The 23,391-nt window shown below is 70.8% G+C and carries 19 protein-coding genes; 11 read left to right on the top strand and 8 right to left on the bottom strand.

Annotated features, from left to right (window positions below):
• Positions 1 to 6: 6 nt before the first annotated feature.
• Positions 7 to 3,324 (bottom strand): caspase, EACC1-associated type, encoded by a 3,318-nt coding sequence (locus JIG36_RS38730; RefSeq protein WP_203381425.1) that lies wholly within the window; start codon positions 3,322 to 3,324, stop codon positions 7 to 9.
• Between the two features lie 9 nt (positions 3,325 to 3,333).
• Here JIG36_RS38730 and JIG36_RS38725 point away from each other — a divergent pair, with 9 nt between their 5' ends.
• The 4 genes from JIG36_RS38725 (at position 3,334) to JIG36_RS38710 (ending at position 7,596) form a co-directional block, all read left to right on the top strand.
• Positions 3,334 to 3,471 carry a hypothetical protein gene (locus tag JIG36_RS38725; RefSeq protein ID WP_203381424.1) on the top strand — a complete coding sequence of 46 codons (138 nt, stop codon included), beginning with the start codon at positions 3,334 to 3,336 and terminating at the stop codon, positions 3,469 to 3,471.
• 169 nt (positions 3,472 to 3,640) lie between these two features.
• Entirely contained in the window at positions 3,641 to 3,958 is a 318-nt protein-coding gene (locus JIG36_RS38720) for a hypothetical protein (protein ID WP_203381423.1), read from the top strand.
• Entirely contained in the window at positions 3,955 to 6,144 is a 2,190-nt protein-coding gene (locus JIG36_RS38715) for a bifunctional polysaccharide deacetylase/glycosyltransferase family 2 protein (RefSeq protein WP_307873082.1), read from the top strand. Before JIG36_RS38720 ends, JIG36_RS38715 begins: the two co-directional genes overlap by 4 nt.
• A 51-nt stretch (positions 6,145 to 6,195) precedes the next feature.
• The gene (locus JIG36_RS38710; RefSeq protein ID WP_203381422.1) at positions 6,196 to 7,596 is read left to right on the top strand and encodes a serine/threonine-protein kinase; all 1,401 of its coding nucleotides are present in this window, start codon (positions 6,196 to 6,198) and stop codon (positions 7,594 to 7,596) included.
• Here JIG36_RS38710 and JIG36_RS38705 read toward each other — a convergent pair.
• A complete protein-coding gene (locus tag JIG36_RS38705; RefSeq protein ID WP_203381421.1) occupies positions 7,593 to 8,306 on the bottom strand; it encodes a hypothetical protein in 714 nt (237 codons plus the stop codon). The genes JIG36_RS38710 and JIG36_RS38705 overlap by 4 nt on opposite strands.
• A 409-nt stretch (positions 8,307 to 8,715) precedes the next feature.
• Complete coding sequence (locus JIG36_RS38700) at positions 8,716 to 10,524, bottom strand: laminin G domain-containing protein (protein WP_307873081.1); 1,809 nt, start codon at positions 10,522 to 10,524, stop codon at positions 8,716 to 8,718.
• Positions 10,525 to 10,656: 132 nt separating this feature from the next.
• On the opposite strand from JIG36_RS38700, the gene JIG36_RS38695 reads away from it, so the two are divergent.
• Positions 10,657 to 11,085: a hypothetical protein gene (locus JIG36_RS38695; RefSeq protein WP_203381419.1), complete on the top strand. Its 429-nt coding sequence runs from the start codon at positions 10,657 to 10,659 to the stop codon at positions 11,083 to 11,085.
• 3 nt (positions 11,086 to 11,088) lie between these two features.
• Here JIG36_RS38695 and JIG36_RS38690 read toward each other — a convergent pair whose 3' ends face one another.
• The gene (locus JIG36_RS38690; RefSeq protein WP_203381418.1) at positions 11,089 to 12,624 is read right to left on the bottom strand and encodes a GntP family permease; all 1,536 of its coding nucleotides are present in this window, start codon (positions 12,622 to 12,624) and stop codon (positions 11,089 to 11,091) included.
• Positions 12,625 to 12,669: 45 nt separating this feature from the next.
• Here JIG36_RS38690 and JIG36_RS38685 point away from each other — a divergent pair, with 45 nt between their 5' ends.
• Positions 12,670 to 14,493 carry an FUSC family protein gene (locus JIG36_RS38685; RefSeq protein ID WP_203381417.1) on the top strand — a complete coding sequence of 608 codons (1,824 nt, stop codon included), beginning with the start codon at positions 12,670 to 12,672 and terminating at the stop codon, positions 14,491 to 14,493.
• Position 14,494: 1 nt separating this feature from the next.
• Here the strand turns inward: JIG36_RS38685 and JIG36_RS38680 are convergent, their stop codons facing one another.
• Complete coding sequence (locus JIG36_RS38680) at positions 14,495 to 15,241, bottom strand: TetR family transcriptional regulator (protein WP_203381416.1); 747 nt, start codon at positions 15,239 to 15,241, stop codon at positions 14,495 to 14,497.
• Positions 15,238 to 16,749 carry an MFS transporter gene (locus tag JIG36_RS38675; RefSeq protein WP_203381415.1) on the bottom strand — a complete coding sequence of 504 codons (1,512 nt, stop codon included), beginning with the start codon at positions 16,747 to 16,749 and terminating at the stop codon, positions 15,238 to 15,240. The genes JIG36_RS38680 and JIG36_RS38675 overlap by 4 nt, the downstream gene beginning before the upstream one ends.
• A gap of 53 nt (positions 16,750 to 16,802) precedes the next feature.
• Here JIG36_RS38675 and JIG36_RS38670 point away from each other — a divergent pair, with 53 nt between their 5' ends.
• The 4 genes from JIG36_RS38670 to JIG36_RS38655 all read left to right on the top strand — a co-directional run bounded on the left by JIG36_RS38670 (position 16,803) and on the right by JIG36_RS38655 (position 19,138).
• The gene (locus JIG36_RS38670; protein WP_307873080.1) at positions 16,803 to 17,639 is read left to right on the top strand and encodes an amidohydrolase family protein; all 837 of its coding nucleotides are present in this window, start codon (positions 16,803 to 16,805) and stop codon (positions 17,637 to 17,639) included.
• Between the two features lie 75 nt (positions 17,640 to 17,714).
• Positions 17,715 to 17,870, top strand: coding sequence for a hypothetical protein (locus JIG36_RS38665; protein ID WP_203381414.1), 156 nt, complete (start codon positions 17,715 to 17,717; stop codon positions 17,868 to 17,870).
• A gap of 27 nt (positions 17,871 to 17,897) precedes the next feature.
• On the top strand, positions 17,898 to 18,344 hold the full coding sequence (locus tag JIG36_RS38660) for an EVE domain-containing protein (protein ID WP_203381413.1): 447 nt from the start codon (positions 17,898 to 17,900) through the stop codon (positions 18,342 to 18,344).
• Positions 18,341 to 19,138, top strand: a complete 798-nt coding sequence (locus tag JIG36_RS38655; RefSeq protein ID WP_203381412.1) for a PfkB family carbohydrate kinase — start codon at positions 18,341 to 18,343, stop codon at positions 19,136 to 19,138. The genes JIG36_RS38660 and JIG36_RS38655 overlap by 4 nt, the downstream gene beginning before the upstream one ends.
• Before the next feature lie 3 nt (positions 19,139 to 19,141).
• On the opposite strand, the gene htpG is transcribed toward JIG36_RS38655, so the two are convergent.
• Both htpG and JIG36_RS38645 read right to left on the bottom strand, forming a co-directional pair.
• The gene (htpG, locus tag JIG36_RS38650) at positions 19,142 to 20,971 is read right to left on the bottom strand and encodes a molecular chaperone HtpG (protein ID WP_203381411.1); all 1,830 of its coding nucleotides are present in this window, start codon (positions 20,969 to 20,971) and stop codon (positions 19,142 to 19,144) included.
• A 95-nt stretch (positions 20,972 to 21,066) separates the two neighbouring features.
• Complete coding sequence (locus JIG36_RS38645; RefSeq protein WP_203381410.1) at positions 21,067 to 22,350, bottom strand: citrate synthase; 1,284 nt, start codon at positions 22,348 to 22,350, stop codon at positions 21,067 to 21,069.
• Positions 22,351 to 22,513: 163 nt separating this feature from the next.
• On the opposite strand from JIG36_RS38645, the gene JIG36_RS38640 reads away from it, so the two are divergent.
• Positions 22,514 to 23,371: a universal stress protein gene (locus tag JIG36_RS38640; protein ID WP_203381409.1), complete on the top strand. Its 858-nt coding sequence runs from the start codon at positions 22,514 to 22,516 to the stop codon at positions 23,369 to 23,371.
• Positions 23,372 to 23,391: the final 20 nt, after the last annotated feature.

The raw sequence follows: 23,391 nt of genomic DNA, 5'->3' as shown, positions 1-23,391 counted from the left end.
TCGCCGTCAGCCGAGGCCCAGTTCGCGTGCGGTTTCCCGGGTCGCCGGGTGTTCCTCCCCGAGCACCCGGCGACGCGCCTCGAGCACCTCCCGCAGCGCCTCGACCGCCTCGGCGTTCCGGCCCACCCGCCGATAGGCCTCGGCCAGCACGGCCCGGGCGTTGAGCGTGGTCGGATGATCGCGGCCCAGCACCCGGCGGCAGTCGAAGAACACCCGCTCGGCCTGAGCGATCGCCTCGCCGCCGAGCCCCGCCTCCCGATGCGCGGCGGCCAGGTTGATCCGGGCGACCAGCGTGTCCGGGGCGTCGACGCCGAGCACCCGGCCCGAGTCGGCCACGACCTGCTGGTGCAGGGCGATCGCCTCGGACGGGCGACCGGCCAGCCGGAACGCGCGGGCCAGGTTGTTGCGGGCGGCCAGCGTGTCCGGGTTGTCCGGGCCGAGCAACCGCTCGTAGTCGGCCAGGACCGCCTCCTGCAGCTCGATCGCCGCGTCCAGGCGGCCCACGGTCTGATAGGCCGAGGCGAGGTTGTGACGCGAGGTCAGGGTGTCCGGGTGGTCGTTGCCGAGCTGGTGGCGGCGTACGGCGAGATTCCGCTCGAACGACCGGATCGCGATCTCGCTCTCGCCCTGGAAGAGCCGGTAGGTCGCGGCCAGATCCACGACGAAGAGCAGGTCGGGCGGCAGTGGCAGGTCCCTCAGGTGGCCGCCCTTCCCGGGCCGCAGCACCCGCGTGTCCACCGTGCTCACCATCTTGTCGACCATGGCGTCGATGTGCGGAAGAAGCTGGTTCCACCGTGGCCAGCCCGCGACGCCGCTCGCCGGGTCACCCGGGCCGGCCCGGCGCAGGAGCCAGGCCACCACCTCGGGATCAGCCGGCGGCCACGACCCCGTGGTGGCCGCGATCTCCTGCACCAGGCGGTGGGGTCGCACCGTGCCCGGCTCCCGGAGCACCAGGTTGTACGAGTCGAGGATTCCGAGTGCGTCGTCGAGGGCGGCCGGGTCGGAGACGAGGGGCAGCAGGACGTCTTCCGGCAAGGGCTCCGGGGCCAGCCAGACCAGGACGTCCAGGATCCGGCGGGCCAGCGGCGAGCGTTCGTCCGCCGCCCGGAACCCGGCGTTGATGAGCTCGGTGAGATTCCGGCCCTCCGGTTCGGCTTCGATCCGGGCCTGGAAATCGCCGAACGTCAGCCGGCCGTCGCTGATCAGGGCCGCGGCCTGGTGCAGCGCGAGCGGGAGGTCGCCGAGCTGGGCGGCCAACCGATCAGCCCCCTCGACGTCGTCCGAGCCGGTCAGGCGGATCAGCAACCGCACGCTCGCCGCCCGGTCCAGCACGTCGAGGCGCAACTGCCGCAGACCCAGCTGCCCCCACCGCACGTCGCTCTGGTGCGGCCGCGTGGTGACCAGCACCCGGCCGCGACCGGCCACCGGTCCGAGCACGGCCGAGATCTCGCCCAGGCTGTGCACGTCGTCGAAGATCAGCAACCAGTCGTGGTTGTTCTGCAGCCAGTTCAGCGCCCACGCCTGCGCGTCGGCCAGAATCCCGCTCGGCTGCAGACGGGCGGCCAGCGCCGCCAGCCCCAGGCCGAGGTTGCCCGGGCTGTCCGAGGTGAGCACCCACACCACCCGGTAACGGTCGCGCCGGGCCCGGGCGTACTCGACCGCCAGTTGGGTCTTGCCGACGCCGCCGGGCCCCGAGATCGCCACTCCGGCTGCCGTCCCGTCGAACAGCAGCTCGTCGATCATGTCGGGATCACGGCCCTCGAAGACGGCGGCTCTCGGCGGCAGGTTGTCGATCATCTGGGTGCTCGTCTCCGAGGCGGCGCTGGGCTCGGCCCGGGGATAGACGGTGACGGTGACCGCGTCGCCGGAGCGGGTGACCGTGGGTTCGGCGGCCCCGTGGGCCTGGCAGTCGGCCAGCGCCCGCGGGATGCCCGCGCCCTCCGCCTCGACCAGGCTGTTCCAGGTCAGCACATGGGCGAGCCAGAAGTTGCGCTGCCGGGACTCTCCGGCCAACCGCCCCAGCGGCACCGGATCACCCTCGGCGAGGTCGGCGCCGTTCCACTCGCCCGGGCTGGTGACCTCGACGCGGTCGGCGAAGACCCGCACGTGGACACACATCTGGGCGTGGCCGTAGTCGCGGTGCACCAGGGCGTTGGCGATGATCTCGCGCACCGCCACCATCGGGAACCGGTAGACCGGCTCGGTCGTCGCCGACTCGGCCGTGGGAACCTCGCCCCGGCGGGCCAGCCCGGCCACGAACGACCGGGCCCGTTCGATCTGCTCGGGGACGCTGCCGTCCAGCACCGTCTTGTCCATCGGCGCATCCCGTCGGACGCCGTGGAACTGCGTGCACTGCACGGTGGCGGTCGGGATCACCGCCATCGGGTCGGCGCCGAACAGCAGCGCGCCGGCCCGGGTCAGCCGGCCCGACCGCATGAGGTGCGCGGACTGCAGGAAGGCGGTGGCGCTGCCGGCCGCCGACCGGCCCACATCGGGCCGGATCCGGTCGCGGAACTCGGCCACCCGCCGTGCGTCGATCACGGTGTCGCCGGTGGTGACGTCGAGAAACTGCCGGTCCTCCTGGTCCGGCGCTTCCGGAAGGGGAGCCGGAGCCGGAACGGCGGCGTCGCGTCGGGCGATCGCGACCGACCCGTACCCGTCGAACTTGTGCCGCGGCTCGGGGCTGCCCTTCAGCGTGGCCTGCAGATATTTGTAGAGGTCGGCCAGGTCGACGTGGCCGTCGCCGTCGGCGTCGGAGGCGCCCGTCCGCAGGCCCTCGATCAGGGCGTGCGTGAACGGGCTGGGTTTCCCGTCCTCGGCGGCGTCGTCGGCGAGCTGGGCCGCGCCGGTGGCGGTGAGCACGAACCGGCCCTTGCCCGAGAGCAGCTGCTCCACGTTGACCGGTCCGCCCTTGAAGGCTCCGGCGTGACAGCAGTCAAGAACGATCACGATGGCGTGGGCGAGCGAGTCGGACAGGATGTCGCTCAGCGTCTCGTTCGAGATCGCGGTGCCCGGCAACAGGTCGGCGACGGTGTCGGTGGCGCAGAGATAGAGCTTGCCGTTGCGGCTGCGGCCGTGTCCGCTGAAGTAGAACAGCAGAACGTCCTCGGGCTGGGCCGCGCGGAAGAACGCGTTGACGTGCCGGGTGATCTCGCGGCCGGTCTCGTCGAAGAACACCTCGACCTGGGCCGGCTCGAACATGCCGCTCCGCTCGTCGGCGAGGGCCGCAGCGAGTTCCCGCCCGTCGGTGCGGGGCCCGTGCAGATCGTCGAGCCGCGGGTCGGCGGGATAGGTGGAGTTGCACACCAGCAGCGCGCGATACACAGCTCCACTATGGCCGACACGATCTACCCGGGCGACGTGCTCCTATACCTGCGCCCCGGCCTGCCGGGCCTCTCCCCCGGCGACGATCCGCTGCGGCTGGCCACCACCGAGCTGATCACCGATCTGCGCGAGGCGGGTCCAGGGTGACGCGATCTCCGACCGCACGCTTCACGAGGCGGTCCAGAAAATCCTCGAGGCGGAGCCGGATTCCTGAGACGCATTCACCGTCCTTTATCGATCAAACGTCGGTGGAAAACACTGACGTATCTTTTACGCGGAAGTGCGCATTCGCGGGGCATCTTCTAGCGTCGATGGTGTGCCTGAGGAACCGAGCATCGGGCGGGCCCCGGTCGGGCGTCCGCCCCGGGGGCGTGCACGGGTGGGCCGCGCGGTCGGCAAGGCGGCGACTCCGGAAAACGCCCGGACCGAAATGTTCGAGGTCGGCGAGGCCGGGCCACCGCCGGTGTTCGTCGATCCCACGGGTGGCCGGCGCAAGTGGCTGCGGAGAACGGCGTACGCGGTCGGGGTGCTCCTGATCCTGGCTCTGATCGCGATCTGGGTCAGCCAGCTCGTCGGGTCGGCCGATCCGCCGCCGCATGCGCCCGCCCCGAGCGCCGGGGTGCGCTCGCGGTGACGGTCTACCGCGCCACGCCGCCGCCACCGGATCCGGCCGAGACGACCTCGCGGCTTCCCCCGGTCCGGCGCAAGCGGCGGATCCGGCGGCGGCGGGTGATGGCGGGCGCGCTCGGCCTGACCCTGTTGCTGCTGCTGGCGACGGTCATCCTGGTGTCGGTCTACACCGATGCCGGGTTCAGCCCGGACGGAACCACCCCGGCCTCGGCCTCGAACGACCGTGTGCCCGAGAAGGTGCGCGACGGCGGGCCGGTGATCGACCTGACCGGCGGGGGCGAGGTGCGGACGTACGGGATGCCGGCCAGGACGATCGCGCTGACGTTCGACGACGGGCCCGATCCGCAGTGGACGCCCAAGATTCTCGACGTGCTCGCCAAGCACCGCACCCCGGCCACCTTCTTCGTCGTGGGCTCGCAGGTCGCGCGGCATCCCTCGATCACCGAGCGGATCGCGCGGGAGGGCCACGAGCTGGGCGGGCACACGTTCACCCACCCCGACCTGGCCGAGCTGCCGGAGTGGCGGCGCGAGATGGAGAACTCGCAGACCCAGCTGGCGATCGCCAACGCCACCGGCCGGTCGACGCGGCTGATGCGCCCGCCCTACTCGTCGTTCGCGGACGCGCTGACCGACAAGGACTGGCAGACCGTGCAGGCGGTCGGCGCCCAGGGCTATCTGACCGTGCTGGACACGATGGACAGTGAGGACTGGAAGCGGCCGGGGGCCGACGCCATCGTCCGCAACCTGACGCCGAAGGGCAACGAGGGTCAGATCGTGCTGCTGCACGACGCGGGCGGCGACCGGGCCCAGACGGTGGCCGCCCTCGACCGGCTGATCCCGATCCTGCAGCAGCGGGGCTACCGGTTCAGCACGGTCAGCGCGGCGATCGGCGGGCAGGCCAACCCGGCGGCCGGGTCCGACGCGGTCTGGCGGGGGCGGACACTCGTCTGGACCGTACGGATCTCCGACGCCGTCCTGAATCTGCTCTGGGTTCTGCTGATCACCGCGGGCGGCCTGATCGTCATCCGGACCCTGATCCTGTTCCTGTTCGCGTGGCGCCACTCCCGGCACCGGCACGGGCCGGACTGGTCGTGGGGGCTGCCGGTGAACACGCCGGTCACGATCGTCGTGCCCGCCTACAACGAGGAGATGACGATCGGGCCCGCGGTGCGATCGCTGGCCCGCTCGGTCCACCCGGGGGTCGAGGTGCTGGTCGTGGATGACGGCTCGACCGATGGCACCGCTGACGCCGTACGGGAAATCGGGTTGAAGAATGTGCGGATCGTGCGCATTCCCAACGGCGGCAAGGCGAACGCGCTCAATGCCGGGGTCCGGCTCTCGCGCAACGAGCTGATCGTGATGGTCGACGCCGACACCGTCGTCGAGGCCGAGGCCGTCCACCGGCTGGTGCAGCCGTTCGCCGACCCGCGGGTGGGCGCGGTGGCCGGCAACGTCAAGGTCGGCAACCGGCGCGGCCTGATCGGCAAGTGGCAGCACATCGAATACGTGATCGGCTTCAACCTGGACCGGCGGCTGTACGACACGTTCGGCTGCATCCCCACCATCCCGGGCGCCCTGGGCGCGTTCCGGCGGGCCGCCCTCACCGAGACCGGCGGGCTGAGCACCGACACCCTGGCCGAGGACACCGACCTGACCATCGCGATCCACCGGGCGGGCTGGAGGGTGGTCTTCGAGGAGTCGGCGCGGGCCTACACCGAGGCGCCGGCGACGGTGAAGCAGTTGTGGCGGCAGCGCTACCGGTGGAGCTACGGCACGATGCAGTCGATGTGGAAGCACCGCGGGGCGGTCACCGATCGGGGCGCCTCGGGGCGGTTCGGCCGGCGCGGGCTGCTGTTCATCGCCCTCTTCAGTGTGCTGCTGCCGTTGCTGGCGCCGCTGATCGACCTGATGGCGGTGTACGGCCTTCTGTTCCTCGACCGCGAGATCACGCTGATCGGCTGGCTGGCCATGCTGGTCGTCCAGGCGCTGACCGCGGTGCTGGCGTTCCGGCTCGACCGGGAACCGCTGCGCCCGCTGTGGACCCTGCCCCTCCAGCAGATCGTCTATCGCCAGGTCATGTACCTGGTGCTGCTGCACTCGGCGCTGGCCGCGGTCACCGGCCGCCGCCTGAAGTGGCAGACGATCCACCGCACGGGCGATCTCAGCTCCGCGCCCGTTGCGGGACGTTGACCTCCGTCGTTGTCGCGTATGGTCTCAGCGGTGTTCGGGTAGAGGAGGTCCATGCCATCCCCAGGTGAGATTCTCGGTGGCCGATACCGGTTGGACGACCGGATCGCGGCCGGCGGCATGGGCGAGGTCTGGCGGGCGACCGACACGGTGCTCGGCCGTGACGTCGCCGTCAAGACGCTGCACGCCGACCGGGCCGGTGACCCCGGCTTCCAGGAGAGGTTCCGCCACGAGGCCCGGTCGATGGCCGCGCTGCACCACCCCGGTGTGGCCGACGTCTATGACTTCGGAGAGACCGAGGGCGGCGCCGACGCGTACATCGTGATGGCCCGCATCGACGGGGAACCGCTCAACGAGCGCATCGCCGAACGCGGCCGGCTCACTCCGGCCGAGACCATGTCGGTGGTGGCCCAGGCGGCGCGGGCCCTCGAGGCCGCGCACGAGGCCGGCATCGTGCACCGCGACGTCAAGCCCAGCAACCTGATCATCAAGCCCGACGGCACCGTGGTGCTGGTCGACTTCGGGGTGGCCCGCTCGGCCTCCTCGTCGACGCTGACCGGGGCCCGCGAGGTCGTCGGCACGGCCATGTACATCGCGCCCGAGCAGGTCTCGAAGGAGACGACCGGGCCGCCGGCCGACATCTACGCGCTGGGGGTGGTGGCCTATCATTGCCTGGCCGGCCAGCCGCCGTTCACCGGCGAGAACCCGATCGCGATCGCGATGCAGCACGTCACCGAGGCGCCGCCCGATCTGCCCGGGGACATTCCTCCCGCCGTACGGGCCGTCGCCCTGCGCGCCATGGCCAAGCAGCCGGAAGACCGGTTCCCCAACGCCGCCGCGATGGCCGAGGCGGCCGACCGCGCCATGTCCAGCTCTCCCGGCGTCTCCGGTGGCGACACCACGGCGATTCTGGCGGCGCCCCGCTATGCGGCGGCGGCGACGCCCAAGACCCTTTCCGAGCAGCCCGTACGGGGTTCCGGAGCACGCCGCTCGACGATGGTGCTCGCCGGCGCCGGGGCTCTGGTGCTGGTCGCGGCGATCGCGGCGCTGGCCTTCCTGCTGCCCGACGACGACAAGGATCCCGGCCCGGCCTCGCCGTCCCAGTCGGTGCAGGGCTCGGCCGGAACCGGCGACGCGCCCGAGCCGGTGAGCACGAAGACCCGCACCCGGCCGCCGGGAACGACCACCACGACCCGCCCGGCGCCCCCGGCGAACGTCCCGTCCGACTCGCCCGAGCCGGAGGAACCGGAACCGCAGCCCGACGACAGCACATCGGTCTCGCCCCCCGAGGAGCCGCCCGGGGAAGGGGAGGAACCCGGTGGGGACGACCCGTCGTCGCCGACCGGTGGCGGAGACGGCACCGGCAACGGCAGTGGCAGCGGCAGCGGCAGCGGCGGCCAAGAGACCGAAGCCGGCTCCACGACGGGAACCGGCTCGGTGGTGACGAATCCCTAGCGGGCGGCCATCGCCGCCTTGAGCTGCGCGACCTCGGCGGTGAGCTGCTCGATCGCGTCGAACAGCTTGGGCACCTGGTCGTTGGCGAGGGTGCCGGCGCGCAGGTTCGCGGTCACCAGGGCACCGTCGGCGCGCTGCGTCGGCGTGCCCGTCGCCTTGCCGATGTTGTAGGCCCAGATGTCGTCGATCTGCGCCTTGACCTGCTTGGCGATCTCCGCGGAGATCCACTTCTTGTCATCGGCCGTGAGTGCCACGGGGACGTCCTCCAAATGCCAGGAAGCCGTGGAGGCTTCGCGGTTCGTCTCGTACGAGGATGAGAAGTGCGCGTGGTGGTCATGCGGGTTGGCTCCGGTGTACGACTCCTGCCGCCACCCGGTGCTGGCCGACCAGATCCGCCGGTTGTAGATGATGTAGCGCAGGCGGGTCTCGGCACCCGAACGACAGCGGGTCAGCAGGAACTGCACGACCTTCTCCATCGTCAGGCCCGGCACGCGCAGGTCCACGTCGACGTCGATCGCGTGTACCTCGTTGATCTTGTCGGCATCACGGATCGGGACGTTGCCCGTCTCGTCCGGGTTGTGATCCGACTGGTTCTGAGCATGCGCCGCGTCGCCGACAGAACCGTCACTGGACTTGTCGCGGTTCGGCGCGAGCACATTGAACTCGGAGCGCAGCTTCACCAGGCAGGGAACCAAGATCCAGCTGGCCATTCGTCACTCCTCACGCTGCGTAGACAACGGCGGGCAACGCTACCAGTACCCGTACAGCGAGGTCATCACTCTAATTGGGCCAGATTGTCGCATGTGGGAAATCCAACTCTCCACTTTGACCATGAACAATCGGTGACTATCGAACTACGCAAAAGGGCCGCCGGCACGTGCCCGGCGGCCCCGTCACCTGCGATCGGTCAGGTCAGACGGACGGTGTCGTTGAGGAACCGGTCATAGCAGTACGGCTCCGGTTCGGCCGGTTCGCAATATGAGAACTTGCTCCCGACGATCAGTGCACCCGGTGCGAAGGCCGCCATATCGGTGTACCCGGTGACGGTGACCCGCTGCCGGATGGTCGCCCCGCGCCCGCCATCGGATCCTCTCAGCAAACTTCCCGTCCGAACAGGACTCAGCCGATGCTGATCCAGACGTCGTCCAGGGCGCCGTGGAACTGGTCGTTGTTCACGCCGACGCCCTTGCCGCCGAGGCTGAACGGCTGGGCGCTGTCGACCGCGAGCGTCTCCGGGATCGCCGCGCTCGCCCGCACCTGGTCGTCGACCGCGATCGCGAGCGTCGGGCCGGTGCGGCGGCACTCCACCGCGTGCCACTGGTCGTCGGCGATCGAGGTGCGGCTGCGGGCCACGTACGTCGTCCCGCCGTCGCGATCGGTCATGGCGCAGCTGGGCTTGCCCGTGACGCCGTCGACCTGCAGCTTGTACTGACCGCCCTCGGCGGCGTAACCCTTCTGCAGCACGTTCTGCCCGTCCGGGCCCTTGGCGTCGTCGGGGGCGGTCGGCAGTCGCAGCCCTGCGCCGTACCGGATGGGCTTGGTTCCGGGGTTGAGATCGGGTGTCGCCTCGGCCTGCAGCACCAGACGCGGGCAGTCGTCGCCCGAGCAGCGCGGCGGGAACGTCAGGGCCTGCCCCGAACCGTGCGGCTCCATCGCGACCTGACCGCCGTTGCGGGTGACCGCGCGCAGCAGGTGCCCGTGCCCGGAGCCGTCGTCGAAGGTGCCGTCGGCGATCGTGGAGTCGAAGTTGTACGACGCCACCGGGCCGTCCGCCGACGCGTTCTCCCGGCGCGAGTTCACGCCGCCTGCGCTTTGCCGGCGCGGGGTCACGCCCCCGAATGCCACGTACCGCTTGCGCGGGACCGAGCTGATCGTGGTGAAGTCACCGACCGCGCTGATCGAGCCGAGTTCGGCGCTGGTCGCGATCTGCCGGGTGCCGACCACGCCGTTGGCCTGCGGCGCCCACTCGAGCAGGTTGCCCTGGGCGTCGACCGCGGCCAGCTTGCCGCGCGGCACCGAACCGTCGGTGCAGACCCCCTTGACGCCGTTGTTGGTGGTCGTGCAGGCCTTGTCGAAGTGCCCGCCGACGTACGTCGTCCCGTCGAGCACCGCGACCGCCTGCGCGTCACCGTCGAACACGCGCGTCCAGCGGGTCGCGCCGGTCAGGTTGTACGCCACCGCGCGACCGCCCTGCCCACCGAGCGCCGCATAGACACCCGCCGCATCGGCCGCGAGCGCGAACACCTGCGACACCGGTTTGGCGACGAACGCCGGGTCGAGCGCGCCCGTGTCCGGGTCGACGGCGGACAGCCGCAGGGTCGAGCCCTTGCCATTGGTCTTGTGGAACCGGCCCCCGACGTACACCCGCCGGGGTGTGACCGCGACGGCGTTGACCACGTCGTCGGTCGTGGGCGCCCACGGGTCGAGCGCGCCCGTGCTCAGCGTGAACGCGGCCAGGTTGGTGCGCGGCATCCCGTTCACCGCGGTGATCCGGCCGCCGAGGTAGAGCCGGCCGTTCCCGGCGGCGATCGCGTTGGGCTGGCCGAGAACCGTGTGCTTCATGGGCGTGAGCTGCCCGTTGGTGGCGCCGATCCCGGCCACGGCGTCGCGGGAGGTGCCGTTGACGTTGTCGAAGTCGCCGGCCGCATAGACGACGTCTCCCGAGACCGCGAGCGCGCGGACATTGGCGTCGGCCGTGGGCTGCCAGTCCAAGAGGGTTCCCGTACGGGCGTCGAGCGCGGCCAGGCGGGTCCGCGCCACGGTCTTGCCGCCGACGATGGCGCTGGTGAAGTTTCCGCCGACATAGACGGTCGAGCCGCGGTAGGCCACCGCATACACCGGGCCGTTGAACGACGGGGACGTCGCCGGCACGGACGTGACCACCTCGGCGATCGCGGCGCCGCCCGCCGTGATCACGAGCCCGGCCACGGCGACTGTCAGGCTACGACGGAACGCACTTTTTCGGATGTTGGGCACATAGCTCGTTAACTACGCGGCCCTCTCGGGGATGCGCGCATTCCTCCAGTGGTGGTCGTATCGACATTCACTACTATGTCGGGGATGCGTCACCGTCGACTCGCCGCTCTGCCGCTCCTCCTGGCCGCGTTTCTGGCCGGCTGCGAAGTGGAACTCCCGGCCGGCTCGATCCCGGCGCCGATCAGCATCGCGCCCGCCCCGTCGGCATCGGTGGGACAGCCGAAGTACGTCTGCTCGGCCGTCTACAAGACCCTCACCGAGGGCGCGTTACGGCTGGCCACCTACGCCGCCGGGTCGGGTGACGACGCCACGGCCGGGATGAGACAGACGCTCACCGACATGGCGGCCCAGGTCGAGGAGGAGCGCACCCGGGCGACCGACATCGGGTTGCTCGACGCGATGCAGAAGATCAGCCAGGAACTCGCGGCGGGGGCGGCCCGGCCCGACCCCAAGGCGTACATCAACGGGGACTTCCAGACGGTGGGTCAGAAACTCGACGGGCACTGCGAATGAGCCTCAGACGATCAGGCTGAGGAGCATCACGCAGGCGAAGCCGACCACCGAGATGATCGTCTCCATCACCGACCAGGTCTTGATGGTCTGGCCCACGGTCATCCCGAAATACTCCTTGACCAGCCAGAATCCGGCGTCGTTGACGTGCGAGAAGAACAGCGACCCGGCGCCGATGGCGAGCGCGAGCAGCGCGACCGTCGGCTTGTCGAGGGTGGTGGCGAGCGGCGAGACGATGCCGGCCGCGGTGATCGTCGCGACGGTGGCCGATCCGGTGGCCAGCCGGATGCCCACCGAGACCAGGAAGCCGAGCACCAGCGCGTTGATGTTCGCGTCCTTGGCGGCGTCGGCGACCACGTTGCCCACGCCCGCGTCGACCAGCACCTGCTTGAAGCCGCCGCCCGCGGCCACGATCAGCAGGATGCCGGCGATCGGGGGCAGCGAGCCACCGATGACGGCCGAGGTCTGCTGACGGTCGAACCCGGCCCGCTTGCCCAGACTCCACATCGCCAGCAGCAGGCCGGCCAGCAGCGCGACGACCGGTTCGCCGATCACCTCGAGGGCGCCGCGGACACTGTTGCCCTCCTTCAGGGTCAGCTCGCCGATCGCGCGGGCGAGCATGAGGACGATCGGCACCAGCACGGTCAGGACGGCGGGCCAGAACCCCGGGTTGCGCCGGGCTGTGACCTTCTCGTCGACCAGCTCGTCGGGATTCTCGGCGCCCGGGTTGGCGATGTCGTCCCGGTCGACGAAGTCCTGCCCGCCCCGGGGTCCGCTTCCCTCGGGCCGGTCGCCGCCCCGGGGTCCGCTTTCCCCGGGCCGGTCGCCGCCCCGGGGTCCGCTTTCCCCGGGCCGGTCGCCGCTCGCGGCCAGCAGCGGCGGCACCTGCAGCGGCACCCGCTTGGAGATCCAGTTGCCGAAGACCGGGCCCGCGATGATCACGGTCGGGATCGCGCAGATCAGACCGAACATCAGCGTCAGCCCGAGGTCGGCGTTCAGGTTGGCGATCGCGACCAGCGGACCGGGGTGCGGCGGCACCAGCCCGTGCAGCACCGAGAGGCCGGCCAGCGCCGGAATGCCGATCCGCAGCAGCCCGATGTCGGTGCGGCGGGCCACCAGCAGCACGATCGGCACCAGCAGCACCACCCCGACCTCGAAGAACAGCGGCAACCCGATCAGCGCCGCCACTCCCGCCATGGCCCACGGCAGCGCCGAGCCGGAGACGCTGTTGACGATGCGGTTCACGATCCCGTCGGCGCCACCCGACTCGGCCAGCAGCGCCCCGATCATCGAGCCGAGCGCGATCAGCAACCCGACGTTGCCGACGGTGCTGCCGAGCCCCGCGGTGAAGGAGTCGATCGTGTCCCCGGGCGAGGCGCCCGCAACGATGCCGAGCGTGGCCGACCCGAGGATGAGAGCCAGAAACGGATGCCACTTGGCCCAGGCGATCAGCAGAACGACAACGATGATCCCGAGCACCGCGGCGAGGACCAGCTGCCCCGTACCCGCATCGGTGATGGCCTCAGCCGCGACGGACGTCATACCCCCGCGGCTACCCCGCGCGAGTAATTTTCAACCATGCCCCGGATGCGCCCTGACCTGCACGCGGCCGCCCGGCTCCCGGCTGAGATGCGCGCGGCGGCGCAGCTCCGGGCTGAGATGCGCGCGGCCGCCCGGCTCCGCACCCCCGACACAGCGTGGCCCTTCGCCCTGCGCGCCGGCACCGCGGTCGCCGTCCCGTTGGTCGTCCTCGTCGCCACCGGCCACACCGCCTGGGCCGGCGTCGCCACGTTCGGAGCGTTCACGGCCCTGTACGGACGTGACGAGCCGTACCGCCGCCGCGCCCGGATCACCGCGGGCGCCGCCGCGGGCCTGGTGGCCGCGGTCGCCGTCGGCACCCTCGCCGCCCTGGCCCCTCACCCGGCCGTGCCGGCGGTGGTCGCGGTGGCCCTGGTCGGCGCCGTGTCGACCGCGTTGTCCAACCGCTTCCGGGTCGGCCCACCCGGCGGCCTGATGTTCACCTTCGCCACCGCCGTGTGCAGCGCCCTCCCCGCCACCTGGGCCGACCTGCCCCGCAACGTCCTGCTGGCCACCGCCACCGCCGCCGTCTCGTGGCTGATCGTCATGTCCGGCCGTCTGGTGGCCCCCGAGGCCCCGCGTCGCCTGGCCATCGCCCGGGCTCTGCGCGCCGCCGCGGCCCTGGCCGACACTCCATCCGGCCCCGCCGGTCTGCTCGCCCGCCAGCAGGCGGCGCTGGCGGTCGAGCGGGCGTGGCGCGCTCTCGCCCCCGGTCCGGCCGGATCGGATCGCCGAGCCCGCGACCACCACGCCGAACAGGTCCTGGTCGCCCACGCCGAGACCGAGCTGAGCGGCCTGCACGGCCACGACCCCCGGGCCGCCGCCGGCCTCCGCGCCCTGGCCGCCCGGGTGACCCGCCGCGGCCCGCTCCCCCAGCTCACCGCGACCGCCACCGAAGACCGCGAAATCGCCGGACGCCGCATGGCCGCCACCCTCCTGCGCAGCCTGCCCACCCGTGCGCACGGCCCGCTCTGGCCCGCCGCCGCCCGAGCTGCCGTGGGCGCCCTGACCGCCGGCGCCGCAGCCGGCCTGCTCGCCCACCTGACGGGCCTCGGCCACCCGTATTGGGCTGCGGTCTCGGCCGTGGCCGTCCTGCAGGCGGCCTCGCTGCGGCTCTCCCTGCACCGGGCCCTCCAGCGCGGCGTCGGCACCCTGATCGGCCTGTTGATCGCCGGCGCCGCGGTCGCCGTCCCCGGCGGCCCCTGGATGCTGGTCGCCGAGATCGTCATCGCCCAGGTCGTGGCCGAGTTGCTGGTGGTGCGAAACTACGGCCTCGCGATGCTGGCCGTCACACCCCTGGCCCTGCTGGTCGGTGAGCTCGGTCACGAGACCCCACCGCTCGACCTGATCGGCGACCGCCTGGCGCAGACCGTGCTGGGCGTCGCGTTCGGCCTGGCCGCGGCCTTGGTCATCCGCAACCGCGCCGCCACACGCCACTTGACCGACGCGATCACCGCAGTGGAAACCGCGACAACCGACTGCCACCCCTGTGGACAACCCGAAGCACGCCCACCCGCTTCTGTGCAAAACTCATCCAGCTCGTCCGCCGAGCCGCCTAGGGTGGGGGTCCCCCGGTCGGGCGGGTTGGGGGTGACGACCAGTAGCGAGAGCGATCATGGACAGCGCGGACATGTCGGCGACGGCCCGTCCGGGGTGACTGCGATAGAGCAGGGTCGCCGTCTGGTGCTGGCGGTGGCGACGATGCGCGAGGCTTTCGAGGTGGCCTCCGGCGAACCCGGCCTGCGCCCCGAACTCGCCGACCGCGTCCTGGCCGCCGAGCACGACGCCCGGGTCGCGCTGATCGGCCTGTCCACACCCGAGCGCTCGGTGTGAGTTACGGCGTCAGCGGGTCCAGGTGGGTGCGCAAGCCGATCATGGCACTGCGGATGCGGTCGAAATCGTGGGAGTCGAAGTGGCCGGGGCGACCCGGTGGCAGGAACGTCAGCGCCACCCCGACAAAGGCTCCGGCCAGCGCGCGGGCTCCCGTGTTGTCGCGCGGCACGCCCATCCGCTCGGCGATCACGCCGGTCAGCAGGTCGATCGCCGACACGGTGGCCTGCATCTGGCGGGCCAGCAGTTCGGGGACGCTGCGGAACAGCTCCTGGCGACGCCGCTCGCTCGCCCACTCCTCCTCGGTCAGATGCTCGAAGACCTCCCGCATGCCCAGCAACAGGGCGTCGACCACGGGCAGCTCGGGCGGCTGGGCCCGGATCGCCTCGACGATCAGGGGGTCGTAGTCGTCGATCAGGACTACGTCTTCCTTGGTCGGGAAGTAGCGGAAGAACGTGCTCGGGGAGACCTCGGCCGCCTCGGCGATCTGCTCGACCGTTGTCGCCGCGTAGCCCTGTGAGTTGAACAGGTCCATCGCCGCCTCGCGGATCGCTGCCCGCGTCTTGGCCTTCTTGCGCTCCCGCAGCCCGGCCCCCGCTCCCGGGCGCGCCGACGAAACAGCCCCGCTGGCCCCCGCTCCCGGGCGCGCCGACGAAACAACCCCGCCGGCCCCAGCGACCCGCCCGACGCCCCCACCAGATCCCGAAACGGCCGCGGGGGAAGCAGCGGAGGCGGGAGCGTCAGAGGTCATACCAGCGATTCTGCCAAAACCTCCGGCTGCGCCTCCGCGGGCCGCGCGGGCATGAGCACGAGCGCGAGCACGGCGCCCACCGCGGCCAGGACGCCCGCCACGATCAAAGAGCGGTCCATCCCGTACGCGAAGGCCTCCCGCACCGACGCACCAAGCCCGTCACTCCCGGTCTGCGCCGCCACCGCCACGCCCGCCGTCACACTCTCGCGCACGGCAGACGCGGCGGCTGCGGGCAGCCCAGCCACGTCGACGTGCGAGCGGTAGGCCGAGTTGAGCACGGTCCCCAGTACGGCCACCCCGATCGCCCCGCCCACCTGCCGTAACGCCTGCAGCAGCGCGTTCCCGATGCCGGCCCGGGCCGGTGACAGCGCCCCGATGGCCGCGGCCAGCGCCGGCGGCATGGTCAGCCCGAGCCCGATGCCGGTCAGGGTGATCCACACGGCGATGTAGCCGTAGCCGGTGGTGGCCGACGTCCGGGCTCCGAGCAGGGACGCCACCGCGATGAGGGCCAAGCCACCCGCGATCACCACGCGGGCGCCCAACGCGGAGGCCAGCTTCTCGCCGACCCGGGCGCCCACGAGCAGACCGCCGATCACCGGCAGCAGGCGGATCCCGGAGCCGAACGCGTCTTCTCCCCCGACCGCTGAGAACAGCTGGGGCAGCGAGAACAGCAGGCCGAGCATCGCGAAGCTGGCCACCGTGGCCAGCACCGCCCCGCCGGTGAAGGCCCGGTTGCGGAACAGGGCCAGGTCGACCAGCGGCGACGACGCGCGGCGCTGCCACAGCACGAAACCGGCCAGCAGCACGACCCCGGCCGCCATGGTCACCAGCGAACGGACGTCCGACCAGCCACGGGAGCCGGCCTCGATGATCCCGTACGTCACGGCGACCAGCCCGGCCGTCGACAGCACGATCCCGGGCAGGTCGAGCCGGGCCGACTCGCCGCGCGACGAGGGCAGCCACACGGCCAGCGCGATCACCCCGGCCACGACCACCGGCACGTTGATCAGGAAGACCGAGCCCCACCAGAAGTTGTCGAGCAGCCAGCCGCCCAGCAGCGGGCCGAGCGGGATGCCGAGCGCGCTCGCGGTGACCCAGATCGACATGGCGCGGGCGCGTTCGCGGGCGTCGAACAGCGTGGTCAGCACCGCCCCGGACAACGGCATGATCACCGCCGCGCCCAGGCCGAGCACGGCCCGGGCGCCGATCAACTGAGCCGAGGTCTGGGCGTAGGCACAGGCCACCGAGGCCGCGCCGAAGAGCACGAGCGCCCCGATCAGCATCCGTTTGCGGCCGAGGCGGTCGCCGAGCAGGCCGGCCGGCAGCAGCGCCGCGGCCAGCACGAGCAGGTAGGCGGTGGTGAACCACTGCAGGTCACCGGTGGAGGCGTCGAGGTCACGGGCCAGGGTGGGCAGCGCGACGCTGAGCACGGTCGTGTCGAGGCCGACCGCGAGCGTGCTCAACGCCATGGCGGCGAGCGCGTACCAGCGCGAAGTGGAAGTCAGCATAATTTGAGAGTAGCTGTCACTTCATAGCGACTGTCAAGTTGTAAAGTGGGCCCGTGATACTCGCCGATGTGCACACCCACTTCCTGCCCCCGCGCATGCAACGCCGCGTCTGGGCCCACTTCGACCAGGCCGGCCCGCTGATCGGCCGGCCGTGGCCGATCACCTATCGCGGCGACGAGCAGGAACGGGTCGAGACGCTGCGGAGCAAGGGCGTCAGAATGTTCAGCGCGCTGGCCTACGCCCATCGCCCCGGCATGGCGTCCGACCTCAACGACTGGACGCTCGACTTCGCCGCGCGCACCCCGGGCTGCCTGCCCAGTGCCACGTTCTTTCCCGAAGCAGGCGTGGAGGCGTACGCGGGGAAGGCTCTTGATCGTGGGGCTCTGATCTGGAAGCTGCATCTGCAGGTCGGCGGCTTCGATCCGCGCGACGCCGAGCTCGACCGGGTGTGGGGACTGCTCGCCGGGGCCGGGTCGCCGGTGGTCGTGCACGCGGGTTCCGGGCCGGTCGCCGCCGGCTACACCGGGCCGGGCCCGATCGGTGAGGTCATCGCCCGCCACCCGCGGCTCGGCGTGATCATCGCGCACGCGGGGGCCCCGGAATACGAGGGCTTCTTCGAGCTGGCCGAGCGTTACGAGAACGTACGGCTCGACACGACGATGGCGTTCACCGACTTCTTCGAGGAGATGGCGCCGTTCCCCCGCGAGCTCCGGCCGCGGCTGCGCGATCTGGGGCTGGCGGGCAAGGTTCTGCTCGGCAGCGACTTCCCCAACATTCCGTATCCGTACGAGCACCAGATCGAATCCCTGCAGCGGCTCGATCTCGGTGACGAGTGGTTGCGGGCGGTCTGCTGGGGGAATGCGCAGGCCCTGTTCGCGCCGCGCGGGTGAAGTTGCACGAAACGCGTGCGCGGACGTGCCACGATCATGTAGGCAGTCGCCCGGTCGCGGAAGGGAGCCGATCTGATGAAGAAAGCCCTCGGCTGGATCGTGCTCATCCTCGTCATCTTCTACATCGGCACCAACCCCGGTCCGGCCTCGGAGATCGCGCAGGGCATCGGCGACGGCATCGCCGAGGTCTTCCGCAACATCGGGGTATTCGTCCGCGAACTGGCAACCTGACCGTCACCCGCTGACCAGACTGGCTGCATGGCGCACTGGCTTCTCCAGCACAACCCGGCCCGCGGCGTATGTGGCAGCGGCGACTGGACCGTCCGCCGTTACCGCGAGCTCATCACGGCCGGTGACGACGTGGCCCTGTGGCTCAGCGGCCGCGACGGCGGCGTGGCGGCGGTCGGCACGATCGCCGACGCCCCGGCCGATTCGGTGATCAAGGTGAACTTCACCCGCGAGTTCACCGGCCGGCCCATCCCCCGCGACGTGCTCAAGCAGGACGAACGCTTCCGGGACGCGCTCGTGCTGCGGATGGCCGGCGGCAGCAACCCGTTCCCGCTCACGCCCGAGCAGTGGCAGGCGATCGTCGAGCGCGTGCCGCCCGAGCACCAGTTCGTGGCGGCGACCGTCCGGGGCGCGGCGGCGCTGGCGGCGGCCGGGGTGACCGCGATCCGGGAGGCGGTACGCTCGGTCGCGGAATGATCCTCTGCGTCGGACTGGCCACTGTCGATCTCGTCTATCGGGTCGACCGCGTCCCCGGCGTGGACGAGAAGGCTCAGGCCCTCTCGGCCGAGGTCGCCGCCGGTGGTCCCGCCGCCAACGCCGCGGTCACGGCGGCCGCGCTCGGCGCGCCGGTCACTCTGGTCACGGCCATCGGCGCGCATCCGCTGGGCGGCCTCATCCGCTCCGATCTGGAGAAGCGTTCCGTACGGCTGATAGACGCGGCCGAGGGCTCCGACGGGTTGCCGCCGATCTCGACCGTGGTGGTCGAGGATGCCACGGGCCGGCGCACGATCGTGAGTCGTAACGCGGGTGACCTGGCTTATCGCGTACCGGAAACGGGTCTGCCGGACGCCGATCTGACACTCGTGGACGGGCATCACCCCGTGCTCGCCGTGGCCGCCGCCCGCGCCGCCCGGAGGTTGGTGGTCGACGCCGGAACGTGGCGGCCGGTCTTCGCCGACATCCTCCCGCACGCGGACGTGGTCGCCTGCTCGGCCGCGTTCCACCACCCTGACGGCTTCACCGCGCCCGACGTGATCGTCACCCACGGCCCCGACCCGGTGACCTGGACCCGCGACGGCCGGGTCGAACGCATCCCGGTGCCGCCCGTCGACGCGGCTGACACAGCGGGCGCGGGCGACGCCTTCCACGGTGCTCTGGCGTTCGCCCTGCACTCGGGGGCACCTATGCGGGACGCCATCACATCAGCGATCCGGGTGGCCGGAGTGCGCGTACGGCACCCCGGCCCCCGAAGCTGGCTGGACCAGCTCTAGCGACTAGATCGTCTTCGCCAGGCGCTCGGCCAGGAGCTTGGCGAAACGCGCCGGGTCGTCCAGGTCGCCGCCCTCGGCCAGCAGCGCCGTGCCGTAGAGCAGTTCGGCCGTCTCGGGCAGCGCCGGGTCGTCGGACCGCTCCTCGAACGCCGCCCGCAGACCGCTGACCAGCGCGTGGTTCGGGTTGAGCTCGAGGATCCGCTTGACCCGCGGGCCCTCCTGCCCCATCGCCCGGTACATCTTCTCGAGCGCCGGCGTGATGTCGTCGGTGTCGCTGACCAGGCAGGCGGGCGAGCTGATCAGGCGGTGCGACAGCCGTACGTCCTTGATCTGCTCGGTCAGCTGCTCCTTGAGAAAGGTGAGCAGCGGCGCGAAGTCGCCCTCGGGCTCCGGCTCCTCGGAGTCCTTGGGCAGGTCGACCGAGCCCCGCGCGATCGACTGGAACTTCTTGCCGTCGTAGTCGGGGACGGCCTCGACCCAGATCTCGTCGACCGGGTCGGTGAGGATCAGGACCTCGTACCCCTGCTGCTGGAACGCCTCCATGTGGGGCGAGTTCTCGACCTGGGCCCGGCTGTCACCGGTCAGGTAGTAGATCTCCTCCTGCCCCTCCTTCATCCGCTCGATGTAGGAGGTCAGCGTGGTCGGCTCGCTGCCGGCGGTCGACGAGAAGGTGGCGACGTCGAGGATGGCCTTCTGGTTGTCGGGGTCGTTGAGCAGACCCTCCTTGAGCGCCCGGCCGAACTCGCGCCAGAACGTCGTGTACTTCTCGGTGTTGTTGTTCAGCAGGTCCTTGACGGTGGACAGCACCTTCTTGACCAGCCGCCGGCGGATCATCTGGATGTGCCGGTCCTGCTGCAGGATCTCGCGCGAGATGTTCAGCGACAGATCGGCCGCATCCACCACGCCCTTGACGAAGCGCAGGTAGTCGGGGATCAGCTCCCGGCTGTCGTCCATGATGAAGACGCGCTTGACATAGAGCTGGAGGCCGCGCCGCGAGTCGCGCTGGAACAGGTCGTGCGGGGCCCGCGACGGCAGGAAGAGCAGGGCCTCGTACTCGAAGGTGCCCTCGGCCTTCATGTTGATGATCTCGAGCGGCTCGGACCAGTCGTGGCTGATGTGCCGGTAGAACTCGTGGTACTCCTCGTCGGACACCTCGGACCGGGGGCGGGCCCAGAGCGCCTTCATCGAGTTGAGCGTGTCGTCGCCCATCCGGATGGGGAACGAGATGAAGTCCGAGTACTTCTTGACGATCTCCCGGATCTTCCAGTCGTCCGTGTAGTCGTAGAGCGCGTCCTCCTCGTCGGAGGGGCGCAGGTGGACAGTGACGCTCGTGCCGACCGGGGCGTCGGGCACGTCCTCGATCGTGTAGGTGCCCTCGCCGCTGGACTCCCAGCGGGTGCCGTGGCCCTCGGTGCCGGCCTTGCGGGTCACCAGCGTGACCTTCTCGGCGACCATGAACGTGGAATAGAAGCCGACGCCGAACTGGCCGATCAGCTCGGGGCTCTCCTTGGCCTCGCGCAGCTTGACCAGCAGCTCGGCCGTGCCCGACTTGGCGATCGTGCCGATCAGCTCGACGACCTCGTCGTGGGTCATGCCGATGCCGTTGTCGCGCACGGTCAGCGTGCGCGCCTCCTTGTCGGCGGTCACCTCGATGTGCAGGTCGGAGGCGTCGGCCTCGACGCCGTCCTGCAGGGTGGCCAGGCGCAGTTTGTCGAGCGCGTCCGAGGCGTTCGAGATCAGCTCGCGCAGGAAGATGTCCTTGTTCGAATAGATCGAGTGGACCATCAACTGCAGCAGCTGCCGGGCCTCGGCCTGGAACTCCAACGTCTCCATTGTTTCCTAACTCCCTCTTAGCGGACCGCACGACGATCGTATGACGAAGGCCCCGCCCGGCATGTGCCGGACGGGGCCTTTCTGACCGTCGGGGGTCAGCGCTTGTCGATCGCGATGAACTCGCGCTCCGGGGCGCCCGTGTAGAGCTGCCGCGGCCGGCCGATCTTGTTGGCCGGGTCGTTCATCATCTCGGTCCACTGCGCGATCCAGCCGGGCAGGCGGCCGATCGCGAAGAGAACGGTGAACATCTTCGTCGGGAAACCCATCGCCTTGTAGATGAGGCCCGTGTAGAAGTCCACGTTCGGGTAGAGCTTGCGCGAGACGAAGTAGTCGTCGTTGAGCGCGATCTCCTCGAGCTGGAACGCGATCTCGAGCAGCGGGTCGGGCTTGTCGAGCGTGGCCAGCATCTCCTGCGCGGCCTTCTTCACAATGGCGGCCCGCGGGTCGTAGTTCTTGTAGACCCGGTGGCCGAAGCCCATGAGCTTGACGCCCTTTTCCTTGTTCTTCACTCGCGTGACGAACGAGTTGACGTCTCCGCCGTCCTTGCGGATCTGCTCGAGCATCTCGAGCACGGCCGCGTTGGCGCCGCCGTGCAGCGGGCCGGACAGCGCGTTGATGCCGGCCGAGATCGAGGCGAACAGGTTGGCCTGCGCCGAGCCGACCAGCCGCACCGACGACGTCGAGCAGTTCTGCTCGTGGTCGGCGTGCAGGATGAACAGCATGTCCAGGATCTTGGCGATCTTGGGGTCGACGTCGTACTGCACGGTCGGCAGGCCGAACGTCATCCGCAGGAAGTTGTCGACGTAGTCCAGGCTGTTGTCCGGGTAGGGCAGCGGGTGCCCGATGGACTTCTTGTAGGCGTACGCCGCGATGGTCGGAAGCTTCGCCATCAGCCGGATGCCGGAAATCTCCACCTGCTCAGGATCGAGCGGGTCGAGCGCGTCCTGGTAGAACGTCGACAGCGCGGTGGTGGCCGACGAGAGCACGGCCATCGGGTGCGCGTCACGCGGGAAGCCGGAGAAGAAGGTGCGCATCTCCTCCTGGAGCAGGGTGTGCACCCGGATCTTGTCGGCGAAGTCCTTGAGCTGCTGCGGAGTCGGCAGCGCGTCGTGCATCAGAAGGTACGAGACCTCGAGGAACGACGACCGCTCGGCCAGTTGCTCGATCGGATAACCGCGGTAGCGGAGAATGCCGGCGTCACCATCGATATAGGTGATCGTCGACGTGGTCGAGGCGGTGTTGACGAAACCCTGGTCAAGGGTGACGAAGCCGGTCTCCTTGAGGAGCGCGCTGACGTCGATGCCGCCCGGGCCCTCGACCGCTTCGCGCACGGGCATCGACAGCTGACCGCCGGGGTGGTCGAGCTTGACATCCGTCATGTATTTCCCTCACTTCACCGGCAGATGTCCCAGAAATTGTGAAGTTCACCGTAAACCCTCAACCTGAATGGGTCATCAGGCGGCTCCCTGCTGAGGGATTGATCACGAAGAGTGGCGAACTTGTATAGATAATGGTTCTAGTCGAACGCGGAGGTGCAAGCCAATGCCGAATCCGAGTCCGTCTCCCGTCGTCGTGGGCGTGACCGGCACATCGGCGGGGCTCGCCGCGGTGCGCCTGGCCGCCCGCGAAGCCGTCTCGCGCGACCGTGAACTCCGGATCGTGCACGCTTTCACGTGGTCCCACCCGAAGCTCGACCAGCACTACGACCGAGCCCGGCGCACCGCCTCGCAGATCGTCGACGCGGCGGTCGCCACTGCCCAGCGTTCCACACCCGGGGTGCGGGTGACAGGTCAACTCGTCGACGGGTTGCCCGACCGCACGCTGCTACGCCTGGGCCGCACCGCCGAGATGCTGGTGCTGGGCGACGACGACCTGGCCACCACCCCGTGGCTGCCGACCGGCTCGGTGCTGGTGCAGACGGTGGCCCGCGCCTGGTGCCCGGTGCTGGTGGCGCGCGGCCCGCGACCGCAGGCGGGCCCGATCCTGGCTGCCGTCGACGGTTCCGAATGTTCCATGCTGGGCCTGCGTCAGGCGGCCGAGGAGGGCGCGCGCCGCAACGTCCCCGTGGTCGTCGCCCACGTGGTCGAACAGGCGGGCGCCGAGAAGGCCGGGCACGCCGTCCTGGCCCGTGCGGTCGAGGCCGTTCCCGAGCTCACCGACTACCAGGTACGGCTGATGACCGGGGCGCCGGCCCTGACCCTGATCCGCGCGTCGAGCCGGGCCCGCGTCACGGTGCTGGGCCCGCGCGGCACGCACGACGCGGGGCTGCTGGGCTCGGTGGCCCGGGCGGTGCTGCGCCGGGCCGCCAGCCCGACGCTGTTCGCCCACGGCAGCCCGTTACCTGAGTGCCGCTCGACCTCGGCGCCCGTTCGGCACCCCGGGAGCGCGCTGGTCACCTAGGGCTCAGCCGCGCGCCGTAT

The sequence above is a fragment of the Paractinoplanes ovalisporus genome (assembly GCF_016834655.1).
In the GTDB taxonomy this organism is placed as follows: domain Bacteria; phylum Actinomycetota; class Actinomycetes; order Mycobacteriales; family Micromonosporaceae; genus Actinoplanes; species Actinoplanes ovalisporus.
Note: the sequence above shows the minus strand (reverse complement) of the source record. Positions and strands in the feature narration are given on the sequence as shown.

What these genes read in the sequence shown, in the direction of transcription:
- JIG36_RS38725 (WP_203381424.1), top strand. Translation starts at nt 3,334, where the DNA reads ATGGCCGACACGATCTACCCGGGCGACGTGCTCCTATACCTGCGCCCC.
- JIG36_RS38710 (WP_203381422.1), top strand. Translation starts at nt 6,196, where the DNA reads ATGCCATCCCCAGGTGAGATTCTCGGTGGCCGATACCGGTTGGACGAC.
- JIG36_RS38705 (WP_203381421.1), bottom strand. Translation starts at nt 8,306, where the DNA reads ATGGCCAGCTGGATCTTGGTTCCCTGCCTGGTGAAGCTGCGCTCCGAG.
- JIG36_RS38695 (WP_203381419.1), top strand. Translation starts at nt 10,657, where the DNA reads ATGCGTCACCGTCGACTCGCCGCTCTGCCGCTCCTCCTGGCCGCGTTT.
- JIG36_RS38690 (WP_203381418.1), bottom strand. Translation starts at nt 12,624, where the DNA reads ATGACGTCCGTCGCGGCTGAGGCCATCACCGATGCGGGTACGGGGCAG.
- JIG36_RS38685 (WP_203381417.1), top strand. Translation starts at nt 12,670, where the DNA reads ATGCGCCCTGACCTGCACGCGGCCGCCCGGCTCCCGGCTGAGATGCGC.
- JIG36_RS38680 (WP_203381416.1), bottom strand. Translation starts at nt 15,241, where the DNA reads ATGACCTCTGACGCTCCCGCCTCCGCTGCTTCCCCCGCGGCCGTTTCG.
- JIG36_RS38675 (WP_203381415.1), bottom strand. Translation starts at nt 16,749, where the DNA reads ATGCTGACTTCCACTTCGCGCTGGTACGCGCTCGCCGCCATGGCGTTG.
- JIG36_RS38665 (WP_203381414.1), top strand. Translation starts at nt 17,715, where the DNA reads ATGAAGAAAGCCCTCGGCTGGATCGTGCTCATCCTCGTCATCTTCTAC.
- JIG36_RS38660 (WP_203381413.1), top strand. Translation starts at nt 17,898, where the DNA reads ATGGCGCACTGGCTTCTCCAGCACAACCCGGCCCGCGGCGTATGTGGC.
- JIG36_RS38655 (WP_203381412.1), top strand. Translation starts at nt 18,341, where the DNA reads ATGATCCTCTGCGTCGGACTGGCCACTGTCGATCTCGTCTATCGGGTC.
- htpG (WP_203381411.1), bottom strand. Translation starts at nt 20,971, where the DNA reads ATGGAGACGTTGGAGTTCCAGGCCGAGGCCCGGCAGCTGCTGCAGTTG.
- JIG36_RS38645 (WP_203381410.1), bottom strand. Translation starts at nt 22,350, where the DNA reads ATGACGGATGTCAAGCTCGACCACCCCGGCGGTCAGCTGTCGATGCCC.
- JIG36_RS38640 (WP_203381409.1), top strand. Translation starts at nt 22,514, where the DNA reads ATGCCGAATCCGAGTCCGTCTCCCGTCGTCGTGGGCGTGACCGGCACA.